The 24,993-nt window shown below is 43.3% G+C and carries 19 protein-coding genes; 10 read left to right on the top strand and 9 right to left on the bottom strand.

Features of this window, described 5'->3' with window-relative positions; all coding sequences use genetic code 11:
* The first annotated feature begins 83 nt into the window (after positions 1-83).
* From JKP82_RS00580 to JKP82_RS00570, 3 genes are all read left to right on the top strand, one after another.
* Positions 84-644, top strand: coding sequence for an RNA polymerase sigma factor (locus JKP82_RS00580; protein ID WP_159529589.1), 561 nt, complete (start codon positions 84-86; stop codon positions 642-644).
* 1 nt (position 645) lies between these two features.
* A complete protein-coding gene (locus JKP82_RS00575) occupies positions 646-1,716 on the top strand; it encodes a FecR family protein (protein WP_159529591.1) in 1,071 nt (356 codons plus the stop codon).
* A gap of 271 nt (positions 1,717-1,987) precedes the next feature.
* Positions 1,988-4,969 carry a TonB-dependent receptor gene (locus tag JKP82_RS00570; protein ID WP_232370587.1) on the top strand — a complete coding sequence of 994 codons (2,982 nt, stop codon included), beginning with the start codon at positions 1,988-1,990 and terminating at the stop codon, positions 4,967-4,969.
* A 78-nt stretch (positions 4,970-5,047) separates the two neighbouring features.
* Here the strand turns inward: JKP82_RS00570 and JKP82_RS00565 are convergent, their stop codons facing one another.
* Positions 5,048-5,242 carry a bacterioferritin-associated ferredoxin gene (locus JKP82_RS00565; protein ID WP_013784972.1) on the bottom strand — a complete coding sequence of 65 codons (195 nt, stop codon included), beginning with the start codon at positions 5,240-5,242 and terminating at the stop codon, positions 5,048-5,050.
* A 262-nt stretch (positions 5,243-5,504) separates the two neighbouring features.
* On the opposite strand from JKP82_RS00565, the gene JKP82_RS00560 reads away from it, so the two are divergent.
* Positions 5,505-6,110 (top strand): peroxiredoxin, encoded by a 606-nt coding sequence (locus JKP82_RS00560; protein ID WP_159529594.1) that lies wholly within the window; start codon positions 5,505-5,507, stop codon positions 6,108-6,110.
* A 185-nt stretch (positions 6,111-6,295) separates the two neighbouring features.
* Here the strand turns inward: JKP82_RS00560 and rnt are convergent, their stop codons facing one another.
* Complete coding sequence (gene rnt / locus JKP82_RS00555) at positions 6,296-6,943, bottom strand: ribonuclease T (RefSeq protein ID WP_218395443.1); 648 nt, start codon at positions 6,941-6,943, stop codon at positions 6,296-6,298.
* 319 nt (positions 6,944-7,262) lie between these two features.
* On the opposite strand from rnt, the gene JKP82_RS00550 reads away from it, so the two are divergent.
* Positions 7,263-8,069, top strand: a complete 807-nt coding sequence (locus JKP82_RS00550; RefSeq protein WP_159534411.1) for a flagellar protein MotY — start codon at positions 7,263-7,265, stop codon at positions 8,067-8,069.
* A gap of 106 nt (positions 8,070-8,175) precedes the next feature.
* Here JKP82_RS00550 and glpQ read toward each other — a convergent pair whose 3' ends face one another.
* The 3 genes from glpQ to JKP82_RS00535 all read right to left on the bottom strand — a co-directional run bounded on the left by glpQ (position 8,176) and on the right by JKP82_RS00535 (position 10,489).
* The gene (glpQ, locus tag JKP82_RS00545) at positions 8,176-9,210 is read right to left on the bottom strand and encodes a glycerophosphodiester phosphodiesterase (RefSeq protein ID WP_159529598.1); all 1,035 of its coding nucleotides are present in this window, start codon (positions 9,208-9,210) and stop codon (positions 8,176-8,178) included.
* Positions 9,211-9,260: 50 nt separating this feature from the next.
* Positions 9,261-9,647 carry a lactoylglutathione lyase gene (gloA, locus tag JKP82_RS00540; RefSeq protein ID WP_159529600.1) on the bottom strand — a complete coding sequence of 129 codons (387 nt, stop codon included), beginning with the start codon at positions 9,645-9,647 and terminating at the stop codon, positions 9,261-9,263.
* 131 nt (positions 9,648-9,778) lie between these two features.
* The gene (locus JKP82_RS00535) at positions 9,779-10,489 is read right to left on the bottom strand and encodes an SDR family oxidoreductase (protein ID WP_218395441.1); all 711 of its coding nucleotides are present in this window, start codon (positions 10,487-10,489) and stop codon (positions 9,779-9,781) included.
* Between the two features lie 427 nt (positions 10,490-10,916).
* On the opposite strand from JKP82_RS00535, the gene cspE reads away from it, so the two are divergent.
* The 4 genes from cspE to JKP82_RS00515 all read left to right on the top strand — a co-directional run bounded on the left by cspE (position 10,917) and on the right by JKP82_RS00515 (position 17,051).
* A complete protein-coding gene (gene cspE, locus JKP82_RS00530; protein WP_013784966.1) occupies positions 10,917-11,129 on the top strand; it encodes a transcription antiterminator/RNA stability regulator CspE in 213 nt (70 codons plus the stop codon).
* A gap of 166 nt (positions 11,130-11,295) precedes the next feature.
* A complete protein-coding gene (locus JKP82_RS00525; RefSeq protein WP_159529604.1) occupies positions 11,296-11,484 on the top strand; it encodes a hypothetical protein in 189 nt (62 codons plus the stop codon).
* Positions 11,485-11,672: 188 nt separating this feature from the next.
* Positions 11,673-13,379 (top strand): GGDEF domain-containing protein, encoded by a 1,707-nt coding sequence (locus tag JKP82_RS00520; protein WP_220099804.1) that lies wholly within the window; start codon positions 11,673-11,675, stop codon positions 13,377-13,379.
* A gap of 261 nt (positions 13,380-13,640) precedes the next feature.
* Positions 13,641-17,051: an ATP-binding protein gene (locus JKP82_RS00515; RefSeq protein ID WP_159529606.1), complete on the top strand. Its 3,411-nt coding sequence runs from the start codon at positions 13,641-13,643 to the stop codon at positions 17,049-17,051.
* 213 nt (positions 17,052-17,264) lie between these two features.
* On the opposite strand, the gene JKP82_RS00510 is transcribed toward JKP82_RS00515, so the two are convergent.
* Positions 17,265-18,665 (bottom strand): M20/M25/M40 family metallo-hydrolase, encoded by a 1,401-nt coding sequence (locus tag JKP82_RS00510; protein ID WP_218395439.1) that lies wholly within the window; start codon positions 18,663-18,665, stop codon positions 17,265-17,267.
* A 329-nt stretch (positions 18,666-18,994) separates the two neighbouring features.
* Between JKP82_RS00510 and JKP82_RS00505 the strand changes: the two genes are divergently transcribed.
* Positions 18,995-21,073 carry a S9 family peptidase gene (locus JKP82_RS00505; protein WP_218395437.1) on the top strand — a complete coding sequence of 693 codons (2,079 nt, stop codon included), beginning with the start codon at positions 18,995-18,997 and terminating at the stop codon, positions 21,071-21,073.
* A 122-nt stretch (positions 21,074-21,195) separates the two neighbouring features.
* Here JKP82_RS00505 and JKP82_RS00500 read toward each other — a convergent pair whose 3' ends face one another.
* The 3 genes from JKP82_RS00500 to nth all read right to left on the bottom strand — a co-directional run bounded on the left by JKP82_RS00500 (position 21,196) and on the right by nth (position 24,946).
* Entirely contained in the window at positions 21,196-22,089 is an 894-nt protein-coding gene (locus tag JKP82_RS00500; protein WP_218395435.1) for an alpha/beta fold hydrolase, read from the bottom strand.
* A 305-nt stretch (positions 22,090-22,394) separates the two neighbouring features.
* Positions 22,395-23,918: an amidohydrolase family protein gene (locus JKP82_RS00495; RefSeq protein WP_159529614.1), complete on the bottom strand. Its 1,524-nt coding sequence runs from the start codon at positions 23,916-23,918 to the stop codon at positions 22,395-22,397.
* 386 nt (positions 23,919-24,304) lie between these two features.
* On the bottom strand, positions 24,305-24,946 hold the full coding sequence (nth, locus tag JKP82_RS00490) for an endonuclease III (protein ID WP_218395433.1): 642 nt from the start codon (positions 24,944-24,946) through the stop codon (positions 24,305-24,307).
* Positions 24,947-24,993: the final 47 nt, after the last annotated feature.

Here is a 24,993-nt window from a genome sequence, read left to right as displayed (position 1 = left end):
GATTTCATCGTGCAAGCAGACCAATAAATTGGCATGATGGTGAAATAACTGTAAGCAATTTGAAACACCTGCAAAATTTTAATATGACCAGAAAGTCGACAGTCACAGAATCCTTCTTAAAATATCGCGCTAAGCTAATGCGTGCGGTAAGTACTATTGTGGGTGCCGACGATATAGAAGACATCGTTCAAGAAGCGTTCATAAAAAGTTATGAAGCAGAGATGAATCAAGAGATTCGTTTTGAACGCACGTACATGCTGAAAACAGCACGTAACTTAGCATTAAATCATATTGCCAGAGCTGAAAATAAGAATAACCAGCCTATTGATGATATGGATATTTTACCCCACGAATTGGTGGGTTACAGCCTAGAAAAAAATGTAGAAAGCAAAGAACGTTTCATCCATTTTTGCCGCGCGACAGATACACTTTCACCGGATGTTAAACGGGTTTTCCTACTTAAGAAAGTATATGGCATGCGCCAAAAAGACATCGCTGAATTGGTTGGTTTAAGCGAAAGTACGGTCGAAAAGCATGTCGCAAAAGGATTAATGTTGTGCTCGAAATATTTAGCCGAGCTATCTAAAGATGACGCCCCCGTGCGCACATCTCGTAATGCGACTCAGGACATAAGCCGTAGTTAACATGAACAATATTCGTCAGTTTTCCAGCAAAGAAGATATCCAAGAGCAAGCCTGCTTATGGATAAGCCGTCTCGATCGCGAACTTAGCGAAGACGAAAAAGCACAGCTTGATGTGTGGCTTGCCGAAAGCCCAAATCATCGTAAGGCACTCATGGAAGCCGCAAGCCTATGGGACGACATGTCAGTACTTAACGAGTTAAGTGGCTTGTTTCCTCATCATCAGAATAAAACCGAAACCCATAAGCGCCAAAAGCGCCGCGTGGGTATAGTTACTCAAGCCCGTATGAGCGTGGCTGCAGCGTTTTTAGTTATGGCGATTGCAGTAGGTGTTGTCGTTGATCGTATTTGGCTAGAAGAGCCAGATGTAGTTGCACACGTGTCTGAAAAAATAGAAACCGGTATTGGTGAACAAAAAAACCTCGTGCTTTCTGATGGTTCCACACTGCTGTTAAACACAAACTCACGGGTTACCGTCGATTTTTCTGACGATGTGCGAAACATTGTATTGCTAAAAGGCGAAGCGCATTTTGAAGTGGCGCACGATACCACGCGACCTTTCACTGTAACCGCAGGTAATAATACGGTTACCGCAGTGGGTACAGCGTTTAACATGCAGTATGTTGACGACAACGCTTTCGAATTAGTGGTAACCGATGGAAAGGTATTAGTTAAAGACAGATTTAGTGCATTCAGTAGTAATCAGTCATTGTTTTCCAAAGCGCCCGTTGAAGGTGAAGGCCTGCTTATGTTTGCGGGTGAAAAAGCCACAGTTAAAGGCGATGTTGATGCCCGCGAGAGTTTATCGCAAAACGACATTGATGATGATTTAGCATGGCAGCAAGGCATGATTGTATTCAAAGGTGAGCGCTTAGAAGCCGTGCTTGCTGAAATTGGTAGATATACTCAGGTACATTTTCAGATTTCTGACGAATCGCTTAAAAGCCGCCGTGTTGCAGGCTACTTTAAAGTGGGTGATATCGATGGTTTGCTAGCTGCGCTTAAAAATAGCTTTAACATTGAATACGAGAAAGTATCTGATACCAGTATTCAGCTATCTGTTTCTCAAGGCTAGTTTAAAGTTAATACTAGGATAATCCGCAGATAACTCGGAGTTAGTGATTCAAGGTTAATGATAATTGAATAACAGACGAATCATACGCTAGTAATGCGTGTGTAATAAAAGCAATGCACGTGCATTACTTGGCATAAGCTTACGTATTGTGACAATATAATAAAATAAATAATAAGTACGATTTCTCATCTTGCACCTTTTGCGTTCAGTCAATTTTTCTCGTGTAGTAGTGCGTAGCTATAATAGTGCGCGCAAGGCTGGCATTTGCCTTATGTTAGCAGTGTGTTCAAGTCATGTAGAGGGCGTATATGCCCAACAGGTGGCTAAAGATAGCGCGCAAGATAACGCCCCACTGCCAGTATCAAAGGTGGAACCACAAACTGGGCAACATAACTCGCAAGAAAAAGCGCAAGGCTCAATAAAGCTATCTAATCAAACTGCCTTCCAGTTTTCAATTCCAGCCCAAGATGCCGACGATGCGCTGACAGAATTAGCAAAGCAAGCCAATACCACACTGTTATTTCCTTTCGACTTAGCACAAACGGTTAAAACCAACTCTTTAGAAGGTAATTTTACCCTCAACGAAGCCCTCTCAAAATTGCTTGATGGCACCGAACTTGCTGTGGTGACCGACAGTGCAGGGCAGGTCAGTATTCGCTCTCGCAGTGAATTGGTTGCTCAAAACATAGACGGTGAGGGGGAGGCTAAGGTTCAAGAAGAAGACACGAGTAATGCGCTTGAGCGTATTGCTGTGGTAGGTACCAGAAGCTCTCCACGTAGTGTGGTCGAATCCCCAGTGCCGCTAGACATTATTGGGTCAGAATCCTTGCATTCTCAAGGCAACAGCGATGCGCTTTCAATGCTTAGCACCATGGTGCCTTCTTTAAACGTAAACGATCAGCCCATTAATGATGCTACCAGTTTAGTGCGACCTGCTAATTTACGAGGTATGGCGTCAGATCACACATTATTGCTTGTGAACGGTAAGCGCAGGCATCGCTCGGCGGTGATTACCTTTCTTGGCGGAGGCTTGTCTGATGGCGCACAGGGGCCTGATATTTCGGTTATCCCTGCTTATGCACTAAAGCAAATTGAAGTATTACGAGATGGTGCTGCCGCGCAATACGGTTCAGATGCGATTGCTGGCGTGATTAACTTCGTACTCAATGACAGCGATTCAGGTGGCAGCGTTGCACTTAAAACGGGAACCTATTCAGAAGGTGATGGTGAGTTATTTCAGATACAGGCTAATAAAGGGTTTCGTTTAGGTGAGAACGGCTTCTTAAATGCCACGGTAGAATATCGACAGCAACAAGGTACATCGCGCTCTGTCCAGCGTGATGATGCACAAGGCCTCATTGACGCAGGCAACATGTTCATCAGTAGCCCTGCGCAAATATGGGGCGCGCTAGACGTTAACGAGGACATGAAAATGTCGGTGAATGCGGGCTGGGATATTGCGCCAAACTTCGAAGGTTACGCATTAGCAACGTATGCGCATCGTGAAATAAGTGGCGGTTTTTACTTTCGCAACCCACAAACTCGAGAAGGTGTTTTTTCTGAAACTAACGAAGAAACGGGTGAAAGCCGCCTACTGGTTGGGGATTTAGACGGTATAGGGCAGGGGATTAGCTGTCCCACTATTTTCCTTGATGACACCAATGTATTGGAAAACCCCGATTATTTGCGCATTGCAGACAATTCAACAGCACTTGGTGCTAATTGCTTTGCGTTTAACGAGTGGTTCCCTGGGGGGTTTACACCACAATTCGGTGGCACAATTACTGACGCGTCAGTATTTGCTGGCATAAAAACGGAACTAGACAATGGCTGGGCAATGGATTTAAGTGCCAGTGTAGGGTATTCAGATATCGCTTACCGTCTATCAGGCACTGTAAACCCTTCTTTAGGGCCTGACTCTCCGCTGTCTTATACTCCTGGTTCTGTCAGCCAAGTAGAGCGGACGTTCAACCTTGATTTCGCTAAGCTAATTCAATCCGTGTTTGAAGAGCCTATCAGTATTGCCATGGGCGCAGAATGGCGCAGAGAAACTTACTTTCAAAAAGCCGGTGATGATGCCTCTTATGCCGCAGGTTCGCTTGCTTTTGACCCTACAACGGGCGCATCTCAAGGGTTCAGTATTGGCTCGAACGGATTTCCAGGCTATCAGCCTCAATCGGCAGGGCACTGGAATAGAAGTAATTGGGCGGTGTACATAGATTTGGAGTTTTTCTTAACTGAAGCATGGCAATTTGGTGTGGCCACCCGAGTTGAACACTTTACTGATTTTGGTTCTACCTTTGATGGCAAGCTGAGTACGCGATACAAGGTGAACGACTTATTTGCCCTTCGAGGTTCTATCAATACCGGCTTTAAAGCCCCCACAGTTGGTCAAAGTAATGTTATTAATGTTACTACGGCATATAGTGCCAATGGATTAGAAGACCAAGCCACACTGCCACCCACCGATTTGGTATCACTACAACTAGGTGCAACACCGCTCACACCAGAAGAGTCGGTCAACTTTAGTCTAGGTGTGGTGATGCACATAAGTGACAGATTTTTTGCCACTTTGGATTACTTCAATATTCGACTGATGGACAGGATCAGTACTACATCGGCCATCCCTCTTACCGATGAAGACATACAAATACTCAGCGCAAAGGGGCGAGATGATGCGGCGAAATACAATGCCGCTAAATTCTTTACCAACGATTTCGATACGCAAACTCAGGGCGTTGATTTAGTGATTCACTATGACTTCATGGTGCAAGATTGGAAGCAGACTTTATTGTTAGCTTACAATTGGACAGACACGCAAGTAGAGCGAGTGACCTTGTACCCCACCATGGTTGAAGGTGAATTAACCTTGATGCCAAACCTGACACCACAGCGCATCAGAATGCTAGAAGATAACTTGCCTGCTCACAGAGGCAGTTTAACGCTGGAACAGTACATTGGAGATTTCAATTTTACGTGGCGGGCGAATTATTACGGAAAATATTACGAAGACCATCTAGATGCTTCTGCGGGAATGGATATTTTTGGAAGCGATACGCTAACGGCAGATGTGCAAGTAGCATGGTATTTTTCACCGTCGTGGCGAGTTACGTTAGGCGCGCAAAATCTGTTTGATTCAAAGCCTGATAGTAATCCATTCAGTGGGGAAGTCGGATCTTTATACCCGCCAACATCACCAGGTGGAATTAATGGTGCGTTCTATTATTTAGGGCTGGAATACCGCGTAGATTAACGACTTATTAGTGGATTGAAATAGAACGTCAGATAAATTTTTGGTAGACGTTAGGAAAACGTTTGGGGCAAAGGGGGGTTAGCCTACGTTTTTAAACATAGAGTCATCGATAATAGTTTGATCGATAATCTGTTGTGCCATTTGGATGCACTTCCCACACTGGGAACCAAGTTCCATATGTTCACGCAATTCACGCATGTTGCCTACGCCATTACCTTGTACTGCGGCGCGTATACTTTTATCGGTAACGCCGTAACACATACATACAAACATAAAACACTCCAAATAAGTCTGTAAATGATAATAATTGCTATTTCATTCTAATGCAAGTGAGATTTAGTCGTATTCACACTCAATAAATCATTAAAAAAGGTGTGCTTTGGTACGATGAGTGAAATATTCATGAGAAATTAGCGAAAGTACAATGCGTTATAGCTTGTTATCTAAAATTAAGTACCAATAAAGACAGATAGAAAACGCCTAGTAATAAGACGTTTTACTTATTATTAAATTTTTAAATAAATTGGAGATACTCATGAGTGTATTAGTTGGTCGTCCAGCGCCGGATTTTACCGCGGCTGCAGTATTAGATTCAGGTGAAATAGTTGACTCATTTTCACTATCTGAAACCATTAAAGGTAAAAAAACGGTACTATTTTTCTATCCGCTAGATTTTACCTTTGTTTGCCCTTCTGAACTGATTGCTTTTGATAAGCGTTTTGAAGAATTCAAAAAGCGTGGCGTAGAAGTGATTGGTGTTTCTATCGATTCACAGTTTTCTCACAATGCATGGCGAAATACGCCAGTAAACGAAGGGGGTATTGGCCCAGTACAATACACCTTGGTGGCCGACGTAAAACATGAAATCTGCCAGGCGTATGATGTAGAGCACCCTGAAGATGGCGTGGCATTTCGTGGCTCTTTCCTGATTGATGAAGAAGGCCTTGTACGTCACCAAGTGATTAACGACCTTCCGCTAGGCCGCAACGTAGACGAAATGCTTCGTATGGTTGATGCGCTAGCATTCCATCAAGATCATGGCGAAGTTTGCCCTGCGGGTTGGACACAAGGTAAAGCTGGTATGGATGCATCACCGGAAGGCGTGGCTAAGTACCTTGCAGCAGAAGCTGACAAGTTATAATAATTAACGCTGTGCCGAACGCAACTATATTAAGTATGTAAAAAAACATGCTAAGCGTTTCGCAAATGCGTCTACCTAATACTAAAACAGCGCCATTCGGCGCTGTTTTTTATTTCTATCAAATCGATTTTGATGAAATGGGTTTGCCGCTAAGCCTCCATTTTAGATATTGCTTATCAGCAAGGCTAATCAGGATTGGCGGGTTGATCTGCCAAGGGCCAGCCGCCCAGTGCTTTATAGCGATTTACCATAAAGCAAAATAGCTCTGTGGTTTTTTGCGCATCATATAATGCGCTGTGGGCTTCTTTTTGATCAAACTCGATACCTGCCGCTCGGCAGGCTTTAACCAATACGGTTTGGCCTAATGTTAAACCTGCAAGGCTGGTGGTATCAAATGATACAAATGGGTGGAAAGGCGTGCGCTTAATGTTGCAGCGGGCTATGGCTGCGTTCACGAAACTTTGATCGAAGGTGGCGTTATGCGCCACAATCACCGAGCGCTGGCAATCCGCATCTTTTTGCGCTTTACGAATGCCTTTGCACAGTGACTTCATCGCTTCACTTTCTTCAATGGCTCCGCGCAGAGCACAGTGAGGGTCAATACCGTTAAACTCTAGCGCTGCGGGCTCTAAGTTGGCCCCTTCAAAAGGGTCGACATGGTAATGAAAAGTTTGGTCAGGATAAATTAGCCCATCTTCTTCCATTTTTACCGTGACGGCAGCGATTTCAAGTAAGGCGTCGGTTCCAGAATTAAAACCAGCGGTTTCGACGTCAATAACAACAGGAAAGTAGCCTCTAAAACGATGAGGAAGGGAATGGTGCAACTCAGACATAGTTTCTCTTAGCAGGTTTTTTGGTTACGTAACACGGCTGTATCAATATAAAAATGCTACGGAAAGTGGAGCGATTATGGCAAGGATAACACACGGTATCCAGCCTGAATTTCGTTGATGGACTAAATGACGGGCTATGGAAGCTGCAATTCAATGTATAATTGATGGAAGAGAAGGCTAAACTTTTCTACACTAAGGACGATATATTCTGTAAGCGCCTTTTCGTTAGGTATGGTTTATCAGTTGAGTGGGTATAGTTGTGAAGCGTAAATTCGGTTTACTTATTCCGTTGTTTTTTACTACGGTCGCAAGCGGTGCTATGCGTCAGTATTCGGCTACGGTAGAAACGTCGAACTGGGAAGTGGTTGATGCATCGCGTTTGCAATGTACCTTGAACCATCCTTTACCAGGGTACGGCGATGCCATGTTTACTAGCGTGGCTTCAAAACGGCTTAATATGGAATTCGAGCTAGATATGCACTTATTGCCTAATCGCTTCGATGTGGCTGCTGTCTATTCTGTACCGCCAAAGTGGATGCCGGGTGTTGCGCCTAAAACTATCGCCGATATGACATTGCGAACGCAATATAATGGTGACCTTCCACAAGACGCCGCATGGACTATGTTAAGTGAACTTGAGAAAGGCTTCTGGCCCACCATTTATTATCAAGACTGGTACAACGAATACGATAAAGTGAGCGTTGCATTAAACGCCAGTAATTTCTCGTTGGTGTATCGAGACTTCGTTGAGTGTGTGTCTAATTTATTGCCTTATAATTTCGACGATATTGCCTACACGGTGTTGTCGTATCAGAAAAACAGTACCGAACTGACTAAGTATTCGCAAAAGCGCCTAACAATGATTGGGGAATACCTAAAAGAGGATAGTGACTTAGAGTTAGTTTTGCTTGATGGCTATACCGACAGTTATGGCGGGCGATGGAACAACGAACAACTATCTATACGCCGAGCCAATGAAGTAAAAAGCTACTTAACTACTATTGGTGTGCCCGATGACAGAATTCAACTTACGGGGCACGGCGAGAAGCGTCATATCGCGAATAACAATACCCGCGAATCAAGAGCACAAAATAGAAGGGTAGTGGTACGGTTATCTAAATCCTAGTGATTGACTCAGTGACTGAATTGAAAATTTATTTTGTGATTCGAATATAAAAAGCGGCTATTAGCCGCTTTTTTTGTGTGTTGTATAATAGCTTAATTTATTATTGCTACTCGCCTTGTGCCTCAAGCCACGCTTTGACTGGTGGCACATGGTCGGTAAATACGCCGTCTACGTTCACCACGTGTTTCAGGGTAGAGAGAAGCTGTTCTGCTGTCATGCCTGGCGGCAGAGCATCTTCACGAAAAGTGTATGGATGAATAACGAAACCTTCTGAATGGGCATGTTCAAGCCAAGGTGCCGGCACCAGTTTACCCGCTTTCATCGCTTGCGGATCTAGTAGTTGCCCTAACCAAGGGCCTAAACCATCGGCATATTTAGCTACTGCTTTCATGCCGGCTTCACTTTTTATCCAACCGTAGTCTGTGGTTGATTCCGCCCAGCTGTTCTCACCGATTAGCATGACCACTTTGCCCGCATAGTTTAGTTCGTTTCTAATGCGCTTTATTTCATTGAAGTCGAAACACTGCAAGTAACTGTTGGCGTTTTTACTGGCAAGATTAAAGCGAGTTAGGGAGGCAATTACAATTTGGCTTGCATCTACGCCTTGTTCGGTATGCCACGCTGGTGACTTTACTTCCGTATAAACCCCTACATCGGTTTCGAACTCTCGATTGAGTTGAGTGATAAGCTCGTAATGTTCATCCAAGGTTGCTACGGTAAAGTTCGCCGTATTCCCCGTATAACGTGTTGTGAAAACTTGCTCGCCTTTGTTGTTGGCTCGTTCATGTACTTGCAGGGTGCGAAGCTCATCTAGCGTGAAGTCTAAAGCGTAAAAGCGACCATCTTTACGCGCTCGCTCAGGAAATACCTGCTCAACGTTGGTTACTGTTTCTAAATGTATGTCATGCAACACCACGGCAATCCCATCTTTGGTAATAACCGCATCTTGCTCAATAAAGTCAGGGTTCATGGCAAAAGCAAGTGTGGCGGCTTCTAATGTATGCTCAGGCAGATAACCTGAGGCACCCCTATGGGCTATAACATCAAAGTCTTTCGCCAATAGCACTGGGCTTGCAAAAATAGAGATAAAAAGCGAGAAAACTAACGAGCAAGTCAGTGACGCGTGAGGAATTTTTAGCATAGTATGGCAATATCCTTATTAATAGGGCCGCTGTATTTTGTAATAGTGACTTATGGTTTTGTTTGAATAAGTTCAATGGCGTAGCCATCTGGATCGCGAACAAAAGCAATGACAGTAGAACCGCCCTTTACTGGACCAGCCTTTCGATAGACATCACAGCCATTTTGCTCAAGGTTTTCACAGAACTGATAAATGTCGTCTACTTCAATAGCAATGTGACCGTAAGCCGTGCCTTTATCGTAAGTGTCGTCGCCCCAGTTATAAGTGAGTTCAAGCACCGTAGTGTTAGTTTCTTCGCCATAACCCACGAAAGCGAGTGTGTATTCATAAGCTTGGTTTTCAGACTTTCTCAGCAGCTTCATACCCATCAAGTTGGTGTAGAAGTGCAAAGACGCATCAAGATCCTCAACGCGAAGCATGGTATGTAGCATTCTCATTTCACTCTCCCGGTCCTTCTAAGGACATCATATAAATCAGTTTACTATGGGTATATGAAAGGAATGAGACACTAAGGCGCCGATGCAATGGCTGCAAGCGCCTATCGTTAAACAGCTAGTAAAAAAGATAACTAAAAGCCCCACATTCCAATATTGTCTATTTTAAGACGACGGGGTTGCTGAAGTAAATAAACGAGCATATCACTAAGGTCATCATTTTGAATAAGCCCAGTGTTAATTTCATCCGTAGGGGCTTTTTGTGATTGAATAAGCGCAGGGTTAAGTGAGTGAACGTGAATTCCGTACTCGTGCACTTCTTCTTGAAGGGCTTTGCCTAGACCGACCATGGCAAACTTTGACGCGCAATATACGCCTGCATTCGGATAGCCGTTTAACGCAGCTTGAGAGGCAATATTTACCACGTACCCTTCCTTTTGCTTAATCATATTGGGCACCACGTTTTTGCACATCAAAAATGTACCTTTAACATTGGTATCCATAACGTCATCCCAGTCGCTTTCGCTGGTGTCACAAATTAAGGTTTCTTTGCCAAACCCACTGTTATTCACCAATACTTGAATATCGCCGAACTGTGAACGTACTTGTCCTATAAAGTGGCTTACCGCAGATGCATCACTAATATCGCAAACCTGGCCATAAATCCGCTCACCGAATTTGGCTTTAAGCTCTGCTACTGTGTTGGTTATAGTGGCAGGGGTTCTTCCGCAAATAGCGACCTTCATACCTTCTTGAAGTAGTCTCAGAGTAAGCGACTTACCCAGGCCTTTACCGCCGCCAGTAACAATAGCCACTTTCTCTTTTAATACATAATGTTGTGACATACAGCCTCTACTCGTGTTGTGATCTTTAAGCGCGTTAGCGTAACAAGAACATGAGCCTAGCTAATATAGAGGGGGATTCCTATCAACATACGTATGTAAGTTGACAGCAGGATTGCGACGTCAATTGATGGTGAATGCGGGGGAGGGCACGAGGGTTATGATATGTGTGCGATTGTAATGGAACTTGTACAGCAAGATGTTGCGCGATAAGAGAAATAAATAGCGATATCGGTAGACTTACCTGACTGAAAGATGTACATTACGCCCGCTTTAGATAATTAAAAGCTTTTTCTACTACTGCGTTGTACCCTTTTATTCTTCAGTTTTATCGAAGTTTTAATAGATATACATTTGCGTTACTAGTAAGTTAAATCTATTGCTATCCGGTGAATTTCACCAATTACTTCAAATATATAAGGTTACAAACATGTCTGATACAGTAAACGGCACAGTTAAATGGTTCAACGAAGATAAAGGTTTTGGTTTTCTTACTCAAGACGGTGGCGGTAAAGACGTATTCGTACATTTCCGTTCAATCGCTTCTGACGGCTTCAAAACGCTTTCTGAAGGCCAAGCGGTAAGCTTCAGCGTAGAACAAGGTCAAAAAGGCCTTCAAGCTGCAAACGTTGTTGTTCTTTAAGTAGAACTTTAAAATACAACGACAAAAGGCTAAGTTTCTACTTAGCCTTTTTTAATTGTGCAGTACTAACATTTTTATTTATTTTTGGTTTGATAAAAACAGAATTTTGAAAGGAATTTTAAAACGAATAAAAAACTAGCAACATTATTATACAAAGAAAAATTATATGTCTCATACTATTAACGGCGCTTCGCTCCGTACACTTCCCCCTATTTCGACAATTTCAGTAAATAACTTCAACGTTGTTTTTACCGATAAAGAGTGTCAAAAGTCAGTTCAATTTCATAACAACAAAGATACGAAAGTATTTTTACGTTGGTTACTTAATACCACGGTTGAGAGTATTTACGCTTAGTGTATTTTGCTAGACTCCAAAGTTTAAGCGCACACGAAAAGACGGGTAACCTTCAAAAAGTAAGATGCGCGTAAAGTGGTGAGTTGAACTTACCTGAGGTAAAACTAAGAGCCAAAATCTCCATTGTTATCTTGCTACGTTGTGTATATATTTTGATTAGTTGTATTCCACCTAGCGAGGGGTAGTCAATGAAGTCAAATTCGTCTACTACCCACATTGGTAACAGGGGCGAGTATTTGCTTTCTAACCTTCGAATTTCAAGGGGGCTGTCTCTCCTTATCCTAGCCATAGTTTTCCCTGCGCTAGGAAATGAATCTGTGTCATTGAGCAATGGTAAAGTTACCCTTCCAGACTCCAGCCTGTGGCGAAGCTTACCTGTCGATATGCATTATAGGGATATTGACAGTGCTGAAAAATTTCAAATGGTACAGGCGGGCTATCCAACTTTGCCTATCAGGTCTGCATTAGGTGGAAAGTCTGGCTCCTACTTAACCAAAGTAACTTTAAGTCCTTCCAAGACTGGCCAATACTTCGTGATGATTAACGCCAACTTTATTGATACTGGTATAGCGTCTTATTCATCAAAGAGCCAACAAGCCAACGTTACGGTGTTTTCGCAGTTGGCAGACGGCGAAACGCCCCAGATTTTGCACTTTCAGGGTTTTGCTGTTCAAGCTGAGCGTAATAACCCCATTGAGTTATGGGTGCTTATTGAAGCGAAACAATTTCCCACGCCTGTTTCTATTTCTATTTTCGACGCGGCTTCATTTTACACATTTCAGATTTATAACAATGGGTTATCGATTGCCGCTATAACTACAATGATTTTGCTCGCACTTTTAGCGCTACTCGCATTTTTGAGTACACGGAAACGGGTAGCACTTACCTGTGCTGGCTATTTGGGCTTACATGGTGTTGGTTGGGCAGCGGCCTCGGGGCTTATTGATGACCTGTTCGATATGTCAATAAACAGTAGCTATTGGGGAATGAAACTATTTCCTTTTGCTATAGCGTGTGCGGCACAGTTCGTTTCAGATCTTTTCGACTGCAAATCGAATCATAAAAAACTATTCCGCTTTATGCGTTGGTTAAGCGTAACGAGTGTGGCCTTAGGTATAGCAATGTGGTTCTTACCGTTCACAACGGCGTTTTTAATCTCGCATATAATAGCGATGTTTTGGGTGGTGGTTACGTTAGCCGTCGGCATCGGTATGCTCAAGTTAAAAGACTTCCGCGCCAAGTATTTTCTGACGGGCAACTTACTTTACAGTAGTTCACTTGGCTATTACGTAGGCGCGCACAGCCAGTATTTCGGCGATCTTCCTTATTCAGAGTCGGTTGTAGTGATTGCGTTGTCGTTAGATTGCATCTGCATATTATTATGTTTAGCTGAATGGTTTAAGCTTCAACAAGTCGAATTTAACCGAAACTACTATTTATCTCGTACTGATGCGATGACTAAACTCGGTAATCGATTTGCGCTTACAGAATATGTTACCCAGTTAAGCGGTTTTTATGTTGTGGTTTATGTAGATCTCGATGGCTTAAAAACAGTAAACGATAAGAAAGGGCATCAAGAAGGGGACAAACTCATTGTTGAAACGGCAAGCCTAATGCAGCAATCGTTCTATCCTCGAGGTGGTATATTCCGTTCTGGCGGGGACGAATTTGTCAGTATACTGAAAGCTAAGTCTGCGGCCGATACGCAAGAATTAACAAATAAAGCGCGCTCTTTAATGCTGACAATATCTGAGGAGTTGAGTAAAACATGGTATAGTGCGGGAGTTAGCTTTGGCATTGCAACAAGCCTTGAGTGTGATTCAGCTAAAGCATGTATTTCCCTCGCAGATAAGCGTATGTATCGATACAAATCTACTCATAAAAAAATGAATTAGCGCGTGAAGCGTTATCTATTTACGCCCTATACTTTCGCAACTCGACTCTCTACATCCTGAGGATAACACCGATTTAACCCTCTCCATTACCTTTATCTAATCTTTTGCCTATACATTGACGTATTGATATATTTTTGAGAAATGGAATTAAACTACAGGCCTTTCTACTCTCTGGTAGATGTTCTATAAACTAGTCAGAGAGCGAACGTGAAAAACACGAACGTATAAGAAGTCGGGCAGTATTGTATGGAGTGAGTATTAGTGGATAAGCAACACGTCAACAAACTGCTGACCGATGGGGTAGACCTAGCGACCCGCATGAAAGCATTCGATTGGTCTAGTACCAGGCTCGGCCCCTACGAAAATTGGCCGGCAAGTCTTCGCTCTATAGCCGCCATGGTGCTTGAGAATCGTTTTCCGATGACCCTTTGGTGGGGCTCTGAGCTTCTACATATTTACAATCATGCTTATGTGGCTGTGTTGGGAGGTAAGCACCCGAAGGCTATGGGGGCGCCAGGAGCCGAAGTATGGCAGGAAATCTGGCATATAATTGGACCACAATCAGAACACGTGCTCAGCGGCAAAGGCGCGACGTGGAATGAGCACTTACTTCTGCCTATGAATCGTAAAGGTTTCATAGAAGAAACCTACTTCACCTTTTCTTACAGTCCGGTGAGAGATGATGACGGAGGCATCGGCGGGGTGCTGGTGACGTGTCAGGAAACTACGGTACAGGTTCAAAGTGAACGCCAGTTACTTTTGCTTCGAGATCTCGGCGCGCAGCCCACTCCTAGCTCTGCTGAGGACGCCTGTAAGATGGCCGCTGAGGTACTGGCCACCAATAATGCTGATTTCCCATTTTCGCTACTTTATCTGGTTGATGACAATGGTAGCAAAGCAAATCTTGTGGCATCTGCAGGGCTGGATAACTATATGGGGGCTGGCCAGCCATCCAGTATTCCACTAAACGAAAAGAGCAATCAAGTTTGGCCGTTATTCAAGGTCTCTGGCGACAGCTTTCTGGTGGTAGAAGATGTGTCGACACTGGTAGGTGAAATGCCCACTGGTTGTTGGGATACATCACCCGAAAAGGCGGTTGCTGTGGCGCTGACTGGCTCTGGCGGTCAACCCTATGGCTATTTAGTGATAGGAGTAAGCCCACTACGTGCGCTTAATGATAGTTATAATGAGCTTATCCGCCTCGCTGCAGGCCAAATCTCAAGAGGGATAGCGAGTGCACGCGCTCATGAGGAAGAACGCAAGCGATTAGAAGCGTTAGCAGAGCTAGATCGTGTTAAGACTGCCTTTTTCCTCAATGTAAGTCATGAGTTACGTACACCGCTAACACTGATGCTAGGGCCCACTGAGGATGCACTTCGCTCTCCTAAGCAAGCCCTTGCGCCAGATGAATTAATAATGGTGCACAGAAACGCCTTACGTATGCTCAAGTTGGTTAATACACTGCTTGATTTCTCGCGTATTGAAGCGGGACGCACTGATATGAATTATGCGCCTACTGATCTCTCGCGGTTAACCCAAGACCTAGCCAGTAACTTCCGCTCAGCGATTGAAAAAGCGGGACTTACATTAGTGTTAGATACCCCTGAGCTTAACGAAAAGGTCTATGTCGACTGCGATAAGTGGGAGAAAGTGGTTTTGAACCTGCTTTCAAACGCCTTGAAGTTTACATTTGAGGGCGAAATTCGCGTTTCATTACTTCCCCTTGAGAGTGAGGTTGAGCTACAAGTGCAAGATACAGGAATTGGTATTGAGGACGACAAGCTGCCTCATATTTTCGAGCGATTTAATCGGGTAAAGAATGCACGCGGGCGCACATTTGAAGGTACGGGGATTGGCCTTTCTCTTGTGCACGAGTTGGTGAGTTTGCACGGAGGCTCGATAAAAGTGCAGAGTTGCGTGGGTGAGGGAACAACGTTCTTTATACGTATTCCCTTCGGCGGTGCCCATCTGCAATCTGAAGATATTGGCTCGCAGCAGAAACTTTCATCCACAGCAATAGGTACTCAGCCTTATATTGACGAAGCACTTCGTTGGCTACCAGATTTAGATGAAAATGAACCTAACCGGAAAGCTCACAAAGAAAGTGATGCCCTAGCTGAATCGGCTTCGACGCTAGATATTAGCAATAGGTTATCTCGTTTTCCAAAGGCAAGAGTATTGGTGGTAGACGACAATGCTGACATGCGCGAATATTTGCACAGGTTGATAGGCGACTATTGGAATGTAGAGACCGTCAGTAATGGCCATGCTGCGTATGAGCGAATTATAGAAGACCTCCCCGACTTAGTACTAACAGACGTAATGATGCCGGGGATAGATGGCTTCGAACTACTAGGTAAACTACGCAATAATCGGCTGACAAAAGGTATACCTGTAATACTTCTTTCTGCGCGAGCTGGTGAGGAAGCGCGCGTAGAGGGGCTTAAAGCGGGTGCCGATGATTATTTGGTGAAGCCTTTTGCAGCACGTGAACTAACGGCTAGAATTAGCGCGTGTTTAGATCTCGCCCATGTGCGCAAAGAGGCAGCTGAGGCACTACGTATCGTTAATGAGCGACTTAAGCAGGAAGATCGTAGTAAAGACGAATTCTTGGCGATGCTGGCACATGAACTACGCAACCCCTTAGGTGCAATTAGTAATACAGTTACTCTTATGGAACAAGGTGGCGAAGAACCCAATCGACGCTATCTCGATATCCTTAATCGTCAGTCTAAGATCCTCAAAGGGCTAGTAAACGATTTACTGGATGTTTCTCGAATTACCCGCGGTCTTGTGGATATAAATGAGGAGCTGGTAGATATTGTTCAGATTACCTCTTACGCGCAAGAGAGCGTGAAAACGCAGATAGTTGAAAATGAACATACACTAAGCCTCTCATTATCAAACGAACCTTTGATGGTCTTGGGTGACCCGGTGAGATTAGAGCAAATATTGGTGAATTTGCTTACCAATGCCACAAAGTATACCGATCCCGGTGGAACGATTGCGCTCTCGCTAGAGCGGAACAAGGAGAGCGTAGAGTTGCGCGTAACGGATACGGGAATAGGTATGACTCCAGAGGTATTGGAGCATGTTTTCGACCTCTTTAGGCAGGCGGAACGTGGATTAGATCGCGCTAAAGGTGGACTAGGAATTGGGCTTACTATAGTTCATCGTCTTGTGGAGCTCCATGGCGGAACTGTTGAGGCGCATAGTGAGGGGTTGAATAAAGGGTCAGAGTTTATTGTTACTTTACCGCTAGCAGCTAGTCAAACTGCTGTAAAACCATTGCCACAACAACAGCTAGAAAACGAGGTTCGCCCCAAGCGGGTACTAGTTGTAGAAGACGATCAAGATATTGCTGAAACCCTATCCCTGTTACTGGAAGTTGCAGGGCACCAGGTTGCAATTGTACATGATGGGGCTAGTGCATTAGCGAAGTTAAAGGTGTTTGAGCCAGATGTTATGTTATTAGATATAGGTTTACCAGGCATGGACGGGTATGAACTGGCCAAACATATACGTAAGCAATCGCAGACGTTGCCCCTTGCAGCCCTTACAGGTTACGGTTTAGAAGCTGATAAAAGACGGGCAGAAGCCGCGGGATTCAATGCTCACTTTATCAAACCGGTAGACCTTGAAGCATTACGTGCTTTCGTCAATGAGAGCTAAATTAAGAGAGCTAAATTAAGAGAGCTAAATTAAGAGAGCAGGCGAGAAACAACGACACTGAACGTGAAATACAAAGTGAAAATGCCCCGCGAGCTACACGTAGGAAATAGTAATAATAACGCGCATTTTCGTATTCTTTTTTCGCAAAAAGGGAAAACGGAAAAGAGGAAAAGCTTAGCGGGCAGCTTGCTTTAGCCACCCGCTAATAGTTTCTTAAGGCTTTAACACCACATCTGAATCGGCAATCAAATATATACTTGCTGCATAAGCCGCAATATTCTGTGCTAGTTCATTTGGATCAATCTTATCAAGGGTATCATCTGGCGTATGATGCAAGTCGAAGTAATCCCGTCCATTTTGGTTTAATCGAATGGTGGGTACACCTTTTTTAGCCAAGGGAATAATATCAGGGCCACCGCCAGGTACATCGGCTCCTCCTCTAACTATGCCAAGAGGCGACAGGATTTTTCCTACTTCATCCATCAACAACGTAGCTTCTGGATTAACGTTTGATACTAATTGCCAAATGGTTTGCGCACCAAAGTCAGACTCGGTTGCCAAAACATGGTTTTTTAAGTTTGCATCATGCTGTTTAGCATAGGCGAATGCCCCAAGTAGACCTACTTCTTCTGCACCAAACATCACCACACGAATTGTGCGCTTGGGGCGAGTTGGTAAGTTAGCAATTAAGGCGGCAGCTGCGGTTGTGATGGCAATACCTGCACCATCGTCAACTGCGCCAGTACCTAAATCCCAACTGTCTAAATGGCCTCCAATAAGTACGATTTCTTCAGGTTTTTCACTTCCAACTAAATCAAGAATAACGTTCCCGCTTTTTACTTCGCCTTTCCACTTTGATTCTGAGTGCAATGAAATACTCATAGGCTTGCTTAAATTATGTAAGCGGCGAAGATGGTCAGCATCAGGATTTGAAATAGCGATAACAGGAATGTTCGCCCAGTTATCACCATCGCTACTCATCATTCCAGTGTGTGGAAACCGATGTGAGTCTGAACCAACAGAGCGAACAACCAATGCGCTAGCGCCTGCACGTTGCGCATGTTGCCAACCAATTCTACGACGTTGATTAGCTTGGCCATAGCCCGCGCCCGTTTGGCTTTTAACCATTTTGTCGCCATCGACAAAAGCAACCTTTCCACTCAGACTTCCATCCTTAACACCTGATAACGCGTGAATGTCTCTAAAATACACAACATCGGCATTTATATTTTCTTTTGTCGGTGCTCCGCCGCCTAACGCTGTGCCGTATAAATCTTGTTGGTAAGGTGAGGTTAACGAAATATGTAAGTGGCCTCTATCCCAAAAAGGCATTGTAAACGGCTCAATACGAACTTCATCGAAGCCTAAACGTTCTCCCAGTTTTACGCCCCAGTCTCTGGCACGCTCTTCCGCTTCAGAGCCGCCCAATCGAGGGCCTATCTCTGTCGTCAGCGAGGTTACGATTTCCATGCCTAAGTTACTTTCAAGTGCCGTTTCTATCAGGTCGTTAGCCGTTTGTTTTTGTTCGTTTGTTATAACGTTAGAAGCCGCCAGTATCGGAAAACTGAAAAAAACCACCACAGCGCTAAAAGTGAGATGTTTAAGTTGATGCATGTGTTCTCCATCAAGGATGTAGTTAGGTATATGACGGTGTTTACACCAATTGTCACTCTGTCAAACGAATGATAAAGGTAGATCGCTTTCTTTTTTGCTGCGAGTTCAATTAGCCAATAATACCGACATTGAGGCTTAATTGTGAATGTTAAACGCCAGACAGAAGAAGAAAGCCCTTACAGCGTCTTGTGCCTACAGAATATGAAATTCACCTTATAAATACTACTTTTCGAATAAAATATAAGGTGTATATACAATTATTTACGCTATGTTAATGCATACAATGCTAATTTTATTTATCGAATTAAAACAATAAGAGCACACGCGCCATGAATAAGAAATATTTAACCAAGTCGGCTTTAACACTGGTAATAAGTACACTATTTACCACTCATTCAGCGTTTGCAGACGAAGCGGCAAGTAGTACTTTGTCTTTAAATGACGTATTTAATCTTGAGTACGCTGCTAACCCTGTAGTGACGCCTGATGGTAAACATGTTGTTTACGAGCGTCGCAGCATGGATATTATGACTGATTCAATGCGGCGCAATCTATGGTCAATAGCCTTAGATGGTAGTGCTCATTTACCTATTCTTTCTGACAGTAAAAATCACTTTAGCCCTGTGTTTTCACCTGACGGCGCTAAAATGGCTTATCTTTCAAGCAAAGAAGGTAAGGTTCAAGTTTATTTGAAAGATTTAGCATCAAGCAGCACAACCCGTGTAACCGACGTTGCAATGCGCCCTAGCAGCATGAGCTTTTCACCCGACGGTAAATATCTAGCTTTTGCTATGTTCACACCCACTAAAGCCAAACCGTTATTTAATTTAGATTTTAAACCTAAAGGGGCCAAGTGGGCCGAAAACCCTCAGTATATTGACCAAACCAATTTCCAACGAGATGGCATGGGAATGAAACGTCCCGGCAACATGCAAATATATGTTGTGCCAACCATTGGCGGTACACCAAGGCAAATTACTTCAGGTGAACACGATCACGCAGGTACCATTGCATGGTCTAAAAGCGGCCAACAGATAATCATCTCAGCAAACACAAGAGATGAAGCGGAATTCGATATGCTTAATAGCGATTTGTTTAGCATTGATATAAACACGTCAAAAGTGACAAATTTAACCGATATGAGTGGCCCTGAGCGCAGCCCTCATTTGAGTCCTAACGGTAAGAGAATCGCCTTTGTTGGTAATGAAGATAATGGCAAGTCAAATCAGCTAAGCCAGCTATACGTAATGAACCCAGATGGCACGAACATTACAAACCTAACAAGCAAGTTAGACCGTTCAGTCGGTGCCATTAAATGGGCAGATAATGGTAAGGGTTTATATTTTAGTTATGACGATATGGGCAAGAAAAATGTGGCCTATGTCAGTTTGTCAGGTGAAATATCAACAAAAACGAGTAGCTTAGGTGGCACTAGCTTAGGGAGGCCGTACACATCGGGCGATTATGATGTAACGTCTAAAGGCAGTGTGGTTTATACCGCGTCGCTAGGAAATCGCCCCGCTGACCTTGCGATAGTGACCAGTAAGGGAAAAGTTAAACAACTGACTGACTTAAATGGGGATGTGTTCGACCACAAAACAGTGAATAAGCCAGAATTGATGGCGCTAAAAAGCAGTGTAGATAATAGAGATTTACAGGCTTGGGTAGTCACCCCTCCCAATTTTGATCCTGCAAAAAAATACCCATTAATTTTAGAAATACACGGCGGCCCGCACACCGCGTATGGCCCAAGCTTTTCAACAGAAATACAGTTAATGGCAGCTGCTGGCTATGTGGTTTTATATGGCAACCCGCGAGGCTCTACATCTCAAGGTGAAGAGTTTGCTAATTTAATCGATAAAAATTATCCATCACAAGATTATGACGACCTTATGGATATGGTTGATGCTGCTATTGCCAAAGGTTATGTGGATGAGACGAACTTGTTTGTTACGGGAGGTTCTGGCGGCGGTACGCTGACCTCTTGGATCATCGGTAAAACGGATCGTTTTAAAGCCTCCGTAGTAGCAAAACCAGTTATAAACTGGACAAGCATGATTGGTACCTCTGATATCTATGCTTATATGAGCAAGTATTGGTTTACAGACTTACCTTGGAATGATTACGAGCAATATTGGAGCCGTTCGCCGTTATCATTAGTTGGGAATGTAACAACGCCAACCATGGTACTTACCGGTGAACTAGACGTACGTACGCCGATGTCTGAAAGCGAACAGTATTATGGCGCATTACGTCTACAGGGCGTCGATAGCGCACTGGTACGTATTCAAGGGGCTTATCATGGTATCGCTGCCAAACCTTCGAACCTTGCACGTAAAGTTGGCTACATTTTAGCGTGGTTTGATAAGTACAAAGACGACAAAAAGAGTGAAGAGAAAGAAGATTAGAAGTTTGTTTTATTAAAATATAGAAAAAACTTAGCCCTATTTGCTGTTTGAGTAATAGGGCTTTTTACTTTTTTAACTTACCAAAACAGGTGTTCCAGATAACCCACTTCTAACAAACCCTTTTATCGCTTATTCAAAAATTCCAAAATATCTTTAGACACACGCTTCACATCTTCAACCATGGGCATGTGACCAAGATCTTCATAAATAAGGGTGTTTGAATTGAGCATCATTTTCCAGTGGGTGAAATCGTCTACCGGCAACAACTTATCGTTAAGACCCCATATCAGCATCGACTGAGAGTAATCGAATCGATAATCACGAGAATAAAAATCGCGTAAGTTGAAAAATTGAGTAAACATGTGCGTGTATTGCTCACGCTTATTAATAAATTCCCATGCCAGTGCACGTAAAATAAACCTTGGCACAAATGGCGGTTTTGCCATGATTACATCGTAAAAATTAAAAAAATCCTGTTCATTATTGTGTTCAAAAGGGTTTATATTGTTATTTATCATGTTTTGCGCGAACGGTGACTTAGCGCCAGCAGGATCGATTAAAACTGCTTTTTCAATACGGTCAGGCATTTCATCGAATAGTTTAGCTGCCATCATTCCGCCCATAGAATTACCCACTATGCTAAAACGCGTAATGTTCAATTGCGCTAATAGCGCCAATAACATCCGGCATTGGCTGGGTACAGAATAATCATCAGTGGGGCTGTAAGCCGTTTGGCCATGGCCTTTAAGATCCGGAATAATTAATTGATATTGAGAAGAGAACCTTTTGGCAAAGCGATTCCACACATACTTATCAGCACTGAATCCGTGTAAAAGCACCAGCGCAGGCTTATCATTAGAAAAGTGTTTCGTGTTGCTATGATAGAACACGTCTAGCCCATAAATAGAACGGCTTTCACAATGCAATCTAGCGAGTTTTGCTTCTACTTGATTAACAAAATCAAAAATTAATCGACTAATTAATATACGTCGCCGCTTAGTCGATAAAATAATCATCAATCCTACAATGACAGCAGTAATCAATACAAAGATGATAAATAATTCCTAATGATTTATATATTTGCTTACAACCATGTGCAGATTTTTACTTTTAAATAGGAGTTTAATCGGAATCTAAAGCGTTGAGTAGTAACACTATTCGGACGAAGAGTTTTCTAACAGGCGGGTAGCATTATGTTTAACTTCAATGTTTTTAGCCATGGTCGATTTAGTGCGGTTCTAGTACTCGAAAATAAGCGTGTCTACAGCAGTGTTAAGCTGGGCAAATGCTAATAAATCTATAACATAAATAACCTCAGAGATTAGTATCCGGCGTTTCTAGCCTCCGGGGTATTATCTTGAAGCATTGCGACTATCATTTTGACAGTGATTAGTAGGTTATTAACACCACTGACATTAGTCTCTACATAATCTTTTTGCCGCATCAAGTCTTGTTCGTCATACACCGCGCCATCATAAATGACCATCTTGATACTCTTGGTATTTTGGATGTCAGCCAAAGGATTTTTATCGAGCAAAATAACATCACCCATTTTGCCTATATCTACACTTCCCATTTTTAGCTGCCTTTGAAAATAGGTTGCTGGCAAAATTGTCGCTGATGCGAGTGCTTCGGCATTTGATAAGCCGGCTTTTGTCAATTGTTCTAATTCAGTATGAAGCGAAAAGCCCGGAAATGAGTAAGGATCATAGGTGTCTGTCCCTACGAGTATCTTAACCCCTTGTCGATGGGCTTGCCCCGTTAACTCAAGACCTCTACGGTAATATTGACTGAGTGTGTCTGCAGAGTACGCTTTCATGCCTTGGGCATCATCTGCCCAAAGATTTTGAACCATAAATGGAATATATTTGAGTTTTCCATCTGATAGGAATTCATTGTCGTGGCTAAATGCCTCATATCGTTTAGTAATGTGAGTTGGCACAAAATACGTGTTGTTTTGCACCATTGCGGCAACCAGTAAGTTAAATTTCTGCTGTTCGAATGTATCAAGAATTTCTATCTTCGTCGGTCGGTGAGTCTTTGCTACGCCGTTATTTGAGAATGTTTCGCTGTAATATTGACGCAAGAGGGGGGCCTTTGTGGACGCGTTATCAATGAATAAATGCGCGTGTTCAAAACTCCGTTGACCAGCATTGGATGCCAAAATTGGATCAATACTTAACGGATAGTGACCTGCAAATTGGACATCATGTCGCTCTGCCAATCCCGCTAGTTTGAGAAAACGAGGTTCTTTTATCTGACTGTATATTTTTATAAAGGCATTCGTACTTTCTGATGTTTTTAATACCACTTTTTCGACATCGCGACGGTCATAATTATCGCCTACGATATGATCAGCGGAACCGACAATTCTGGGGCCGAGTAATTCGTGATTATTGATTGATTCAGCCCATCGTCTTCTCTTTTCGACAATATTCATAATGCCTTGCATATCGCGCAAGTGCAGAACGCCATTGGCTATGTAAAGGGGCATTGTTATTTGTGGCGCTTCGTTAAAAGCAAGATGGGAATGCATGTCCCACAAGCCCGGCATCAAATACTGGTTATTACCAGCCACGATATAGCCATTGTCTTTTGGAAAACGAGACTCTGCTTCTCGAATGTTTGTAATGATCCCTGTTTCGATGATGACTTGTTTATGTTTCAGTATCGTTCCGCCAATCACATCGACGATATTGACGTTATCGATAATGATTAAATCTTGCTTTTCGTTTTGAACAAGTGGTGGCGCTAATGGGGTGAAATACAGAGCGGTAATCACCAATACACCGGTTACCAATATCGCAATAATTCCCAGGCTGATGCGTATAAATACAGAAGACAACGAGTTAACCAAGTAGTAAGTAATTGATATTTACAAACCTAAAACAGAACATTTTTCAGCACAAGATATTGAACAGTTTAAATGTTACAAAATATAATATTAGTTAGTCGACTTTGACTTCCTACATTCCGGAAAAGCCCTACCGATATCCGGAACCTTCATTAAACAACTTGAATCGAATACGATTAAATATTGTTCAGGCTATGTAAAGTGTATCTGACGCTTTTTAATAAGCGTTGGCTAGTAACGCTATTCGGACGAGAGGTTTTCTACCAGGCGGGCAGCATTGCGATAGACGTTTTTGGCAGGTAACTTATTACAATATCTCAGCTAGCTCTCTACTCACTCTCAGCGAGTTGTCTGACAGGTTAAGATCCTTGTGTAAGCTACTCAGCATATTCAGTTTTATCTTTAAACTCGCATAAGTCTTCAATAATACAAGCGCCACAGCGCGGCTTACGGGCTACACAAGTATAACGACCGTGCAGAATGAGCCAGTGGTGCACATCGACTTTAAATTCTTTAGGAACCACTTTTAGCAGCTTTTCTTCAACTTTCTCAACGGTTTTACCCATAGCCAATTTAGTGCGGTTACTTACGCGATAGATGTGGGTGTCTACAGCGATGGTAGGCCAGCCAAACGCGGTATTCAGTACTACGTTAGCCGTTTTACGGCCAACGCCTGGCAGAGCTTCTAAGGCTTCTCGGCTTTCGGGTACTTCACCATTATATTTTTCGACCAGAATTTCACTTAAGCGATGTACATTTTTGGCTTTTGAGTTGAATAAACCAATGGTTTTTATGTACTCCTTTAACCCATCTTCACCAAGAGCAGAGATAGCCTGAGCGGTATTGGCAATCGGAAAAAGTTTGTCAGTAGCTTTGTTTACGCCAACATCGGTAGATTGCGCCGACAAGGTGACCGCGACCAACAGCTCAAAGGGCGTGGAGAAATTAAGCTCAGTAGTAGGGTGGGGGTTATCGTCCCGAAGTCGGGTTAAGATTTCACGTCTTTTTGTGTTATTCATTTTTATTTAGCTCGTTCTTTTTCCACTCGGGCTTTTCCATTCAGGCT

It is taken from the genome of Alteromonas lipotrueae (assembly GCF_019249215.1).
Lineage (GTDB): Bacteria > Pseudomonadota > Gammaproteobacteria > Enterobacterales > Alteromonadaceae > Alteromonas > Alteromonas lipotrueae.
Note: the sequence above shows the minus strand (reverse complement) of the source record. Positions and strands in the feature narration are given on the sequence as shown.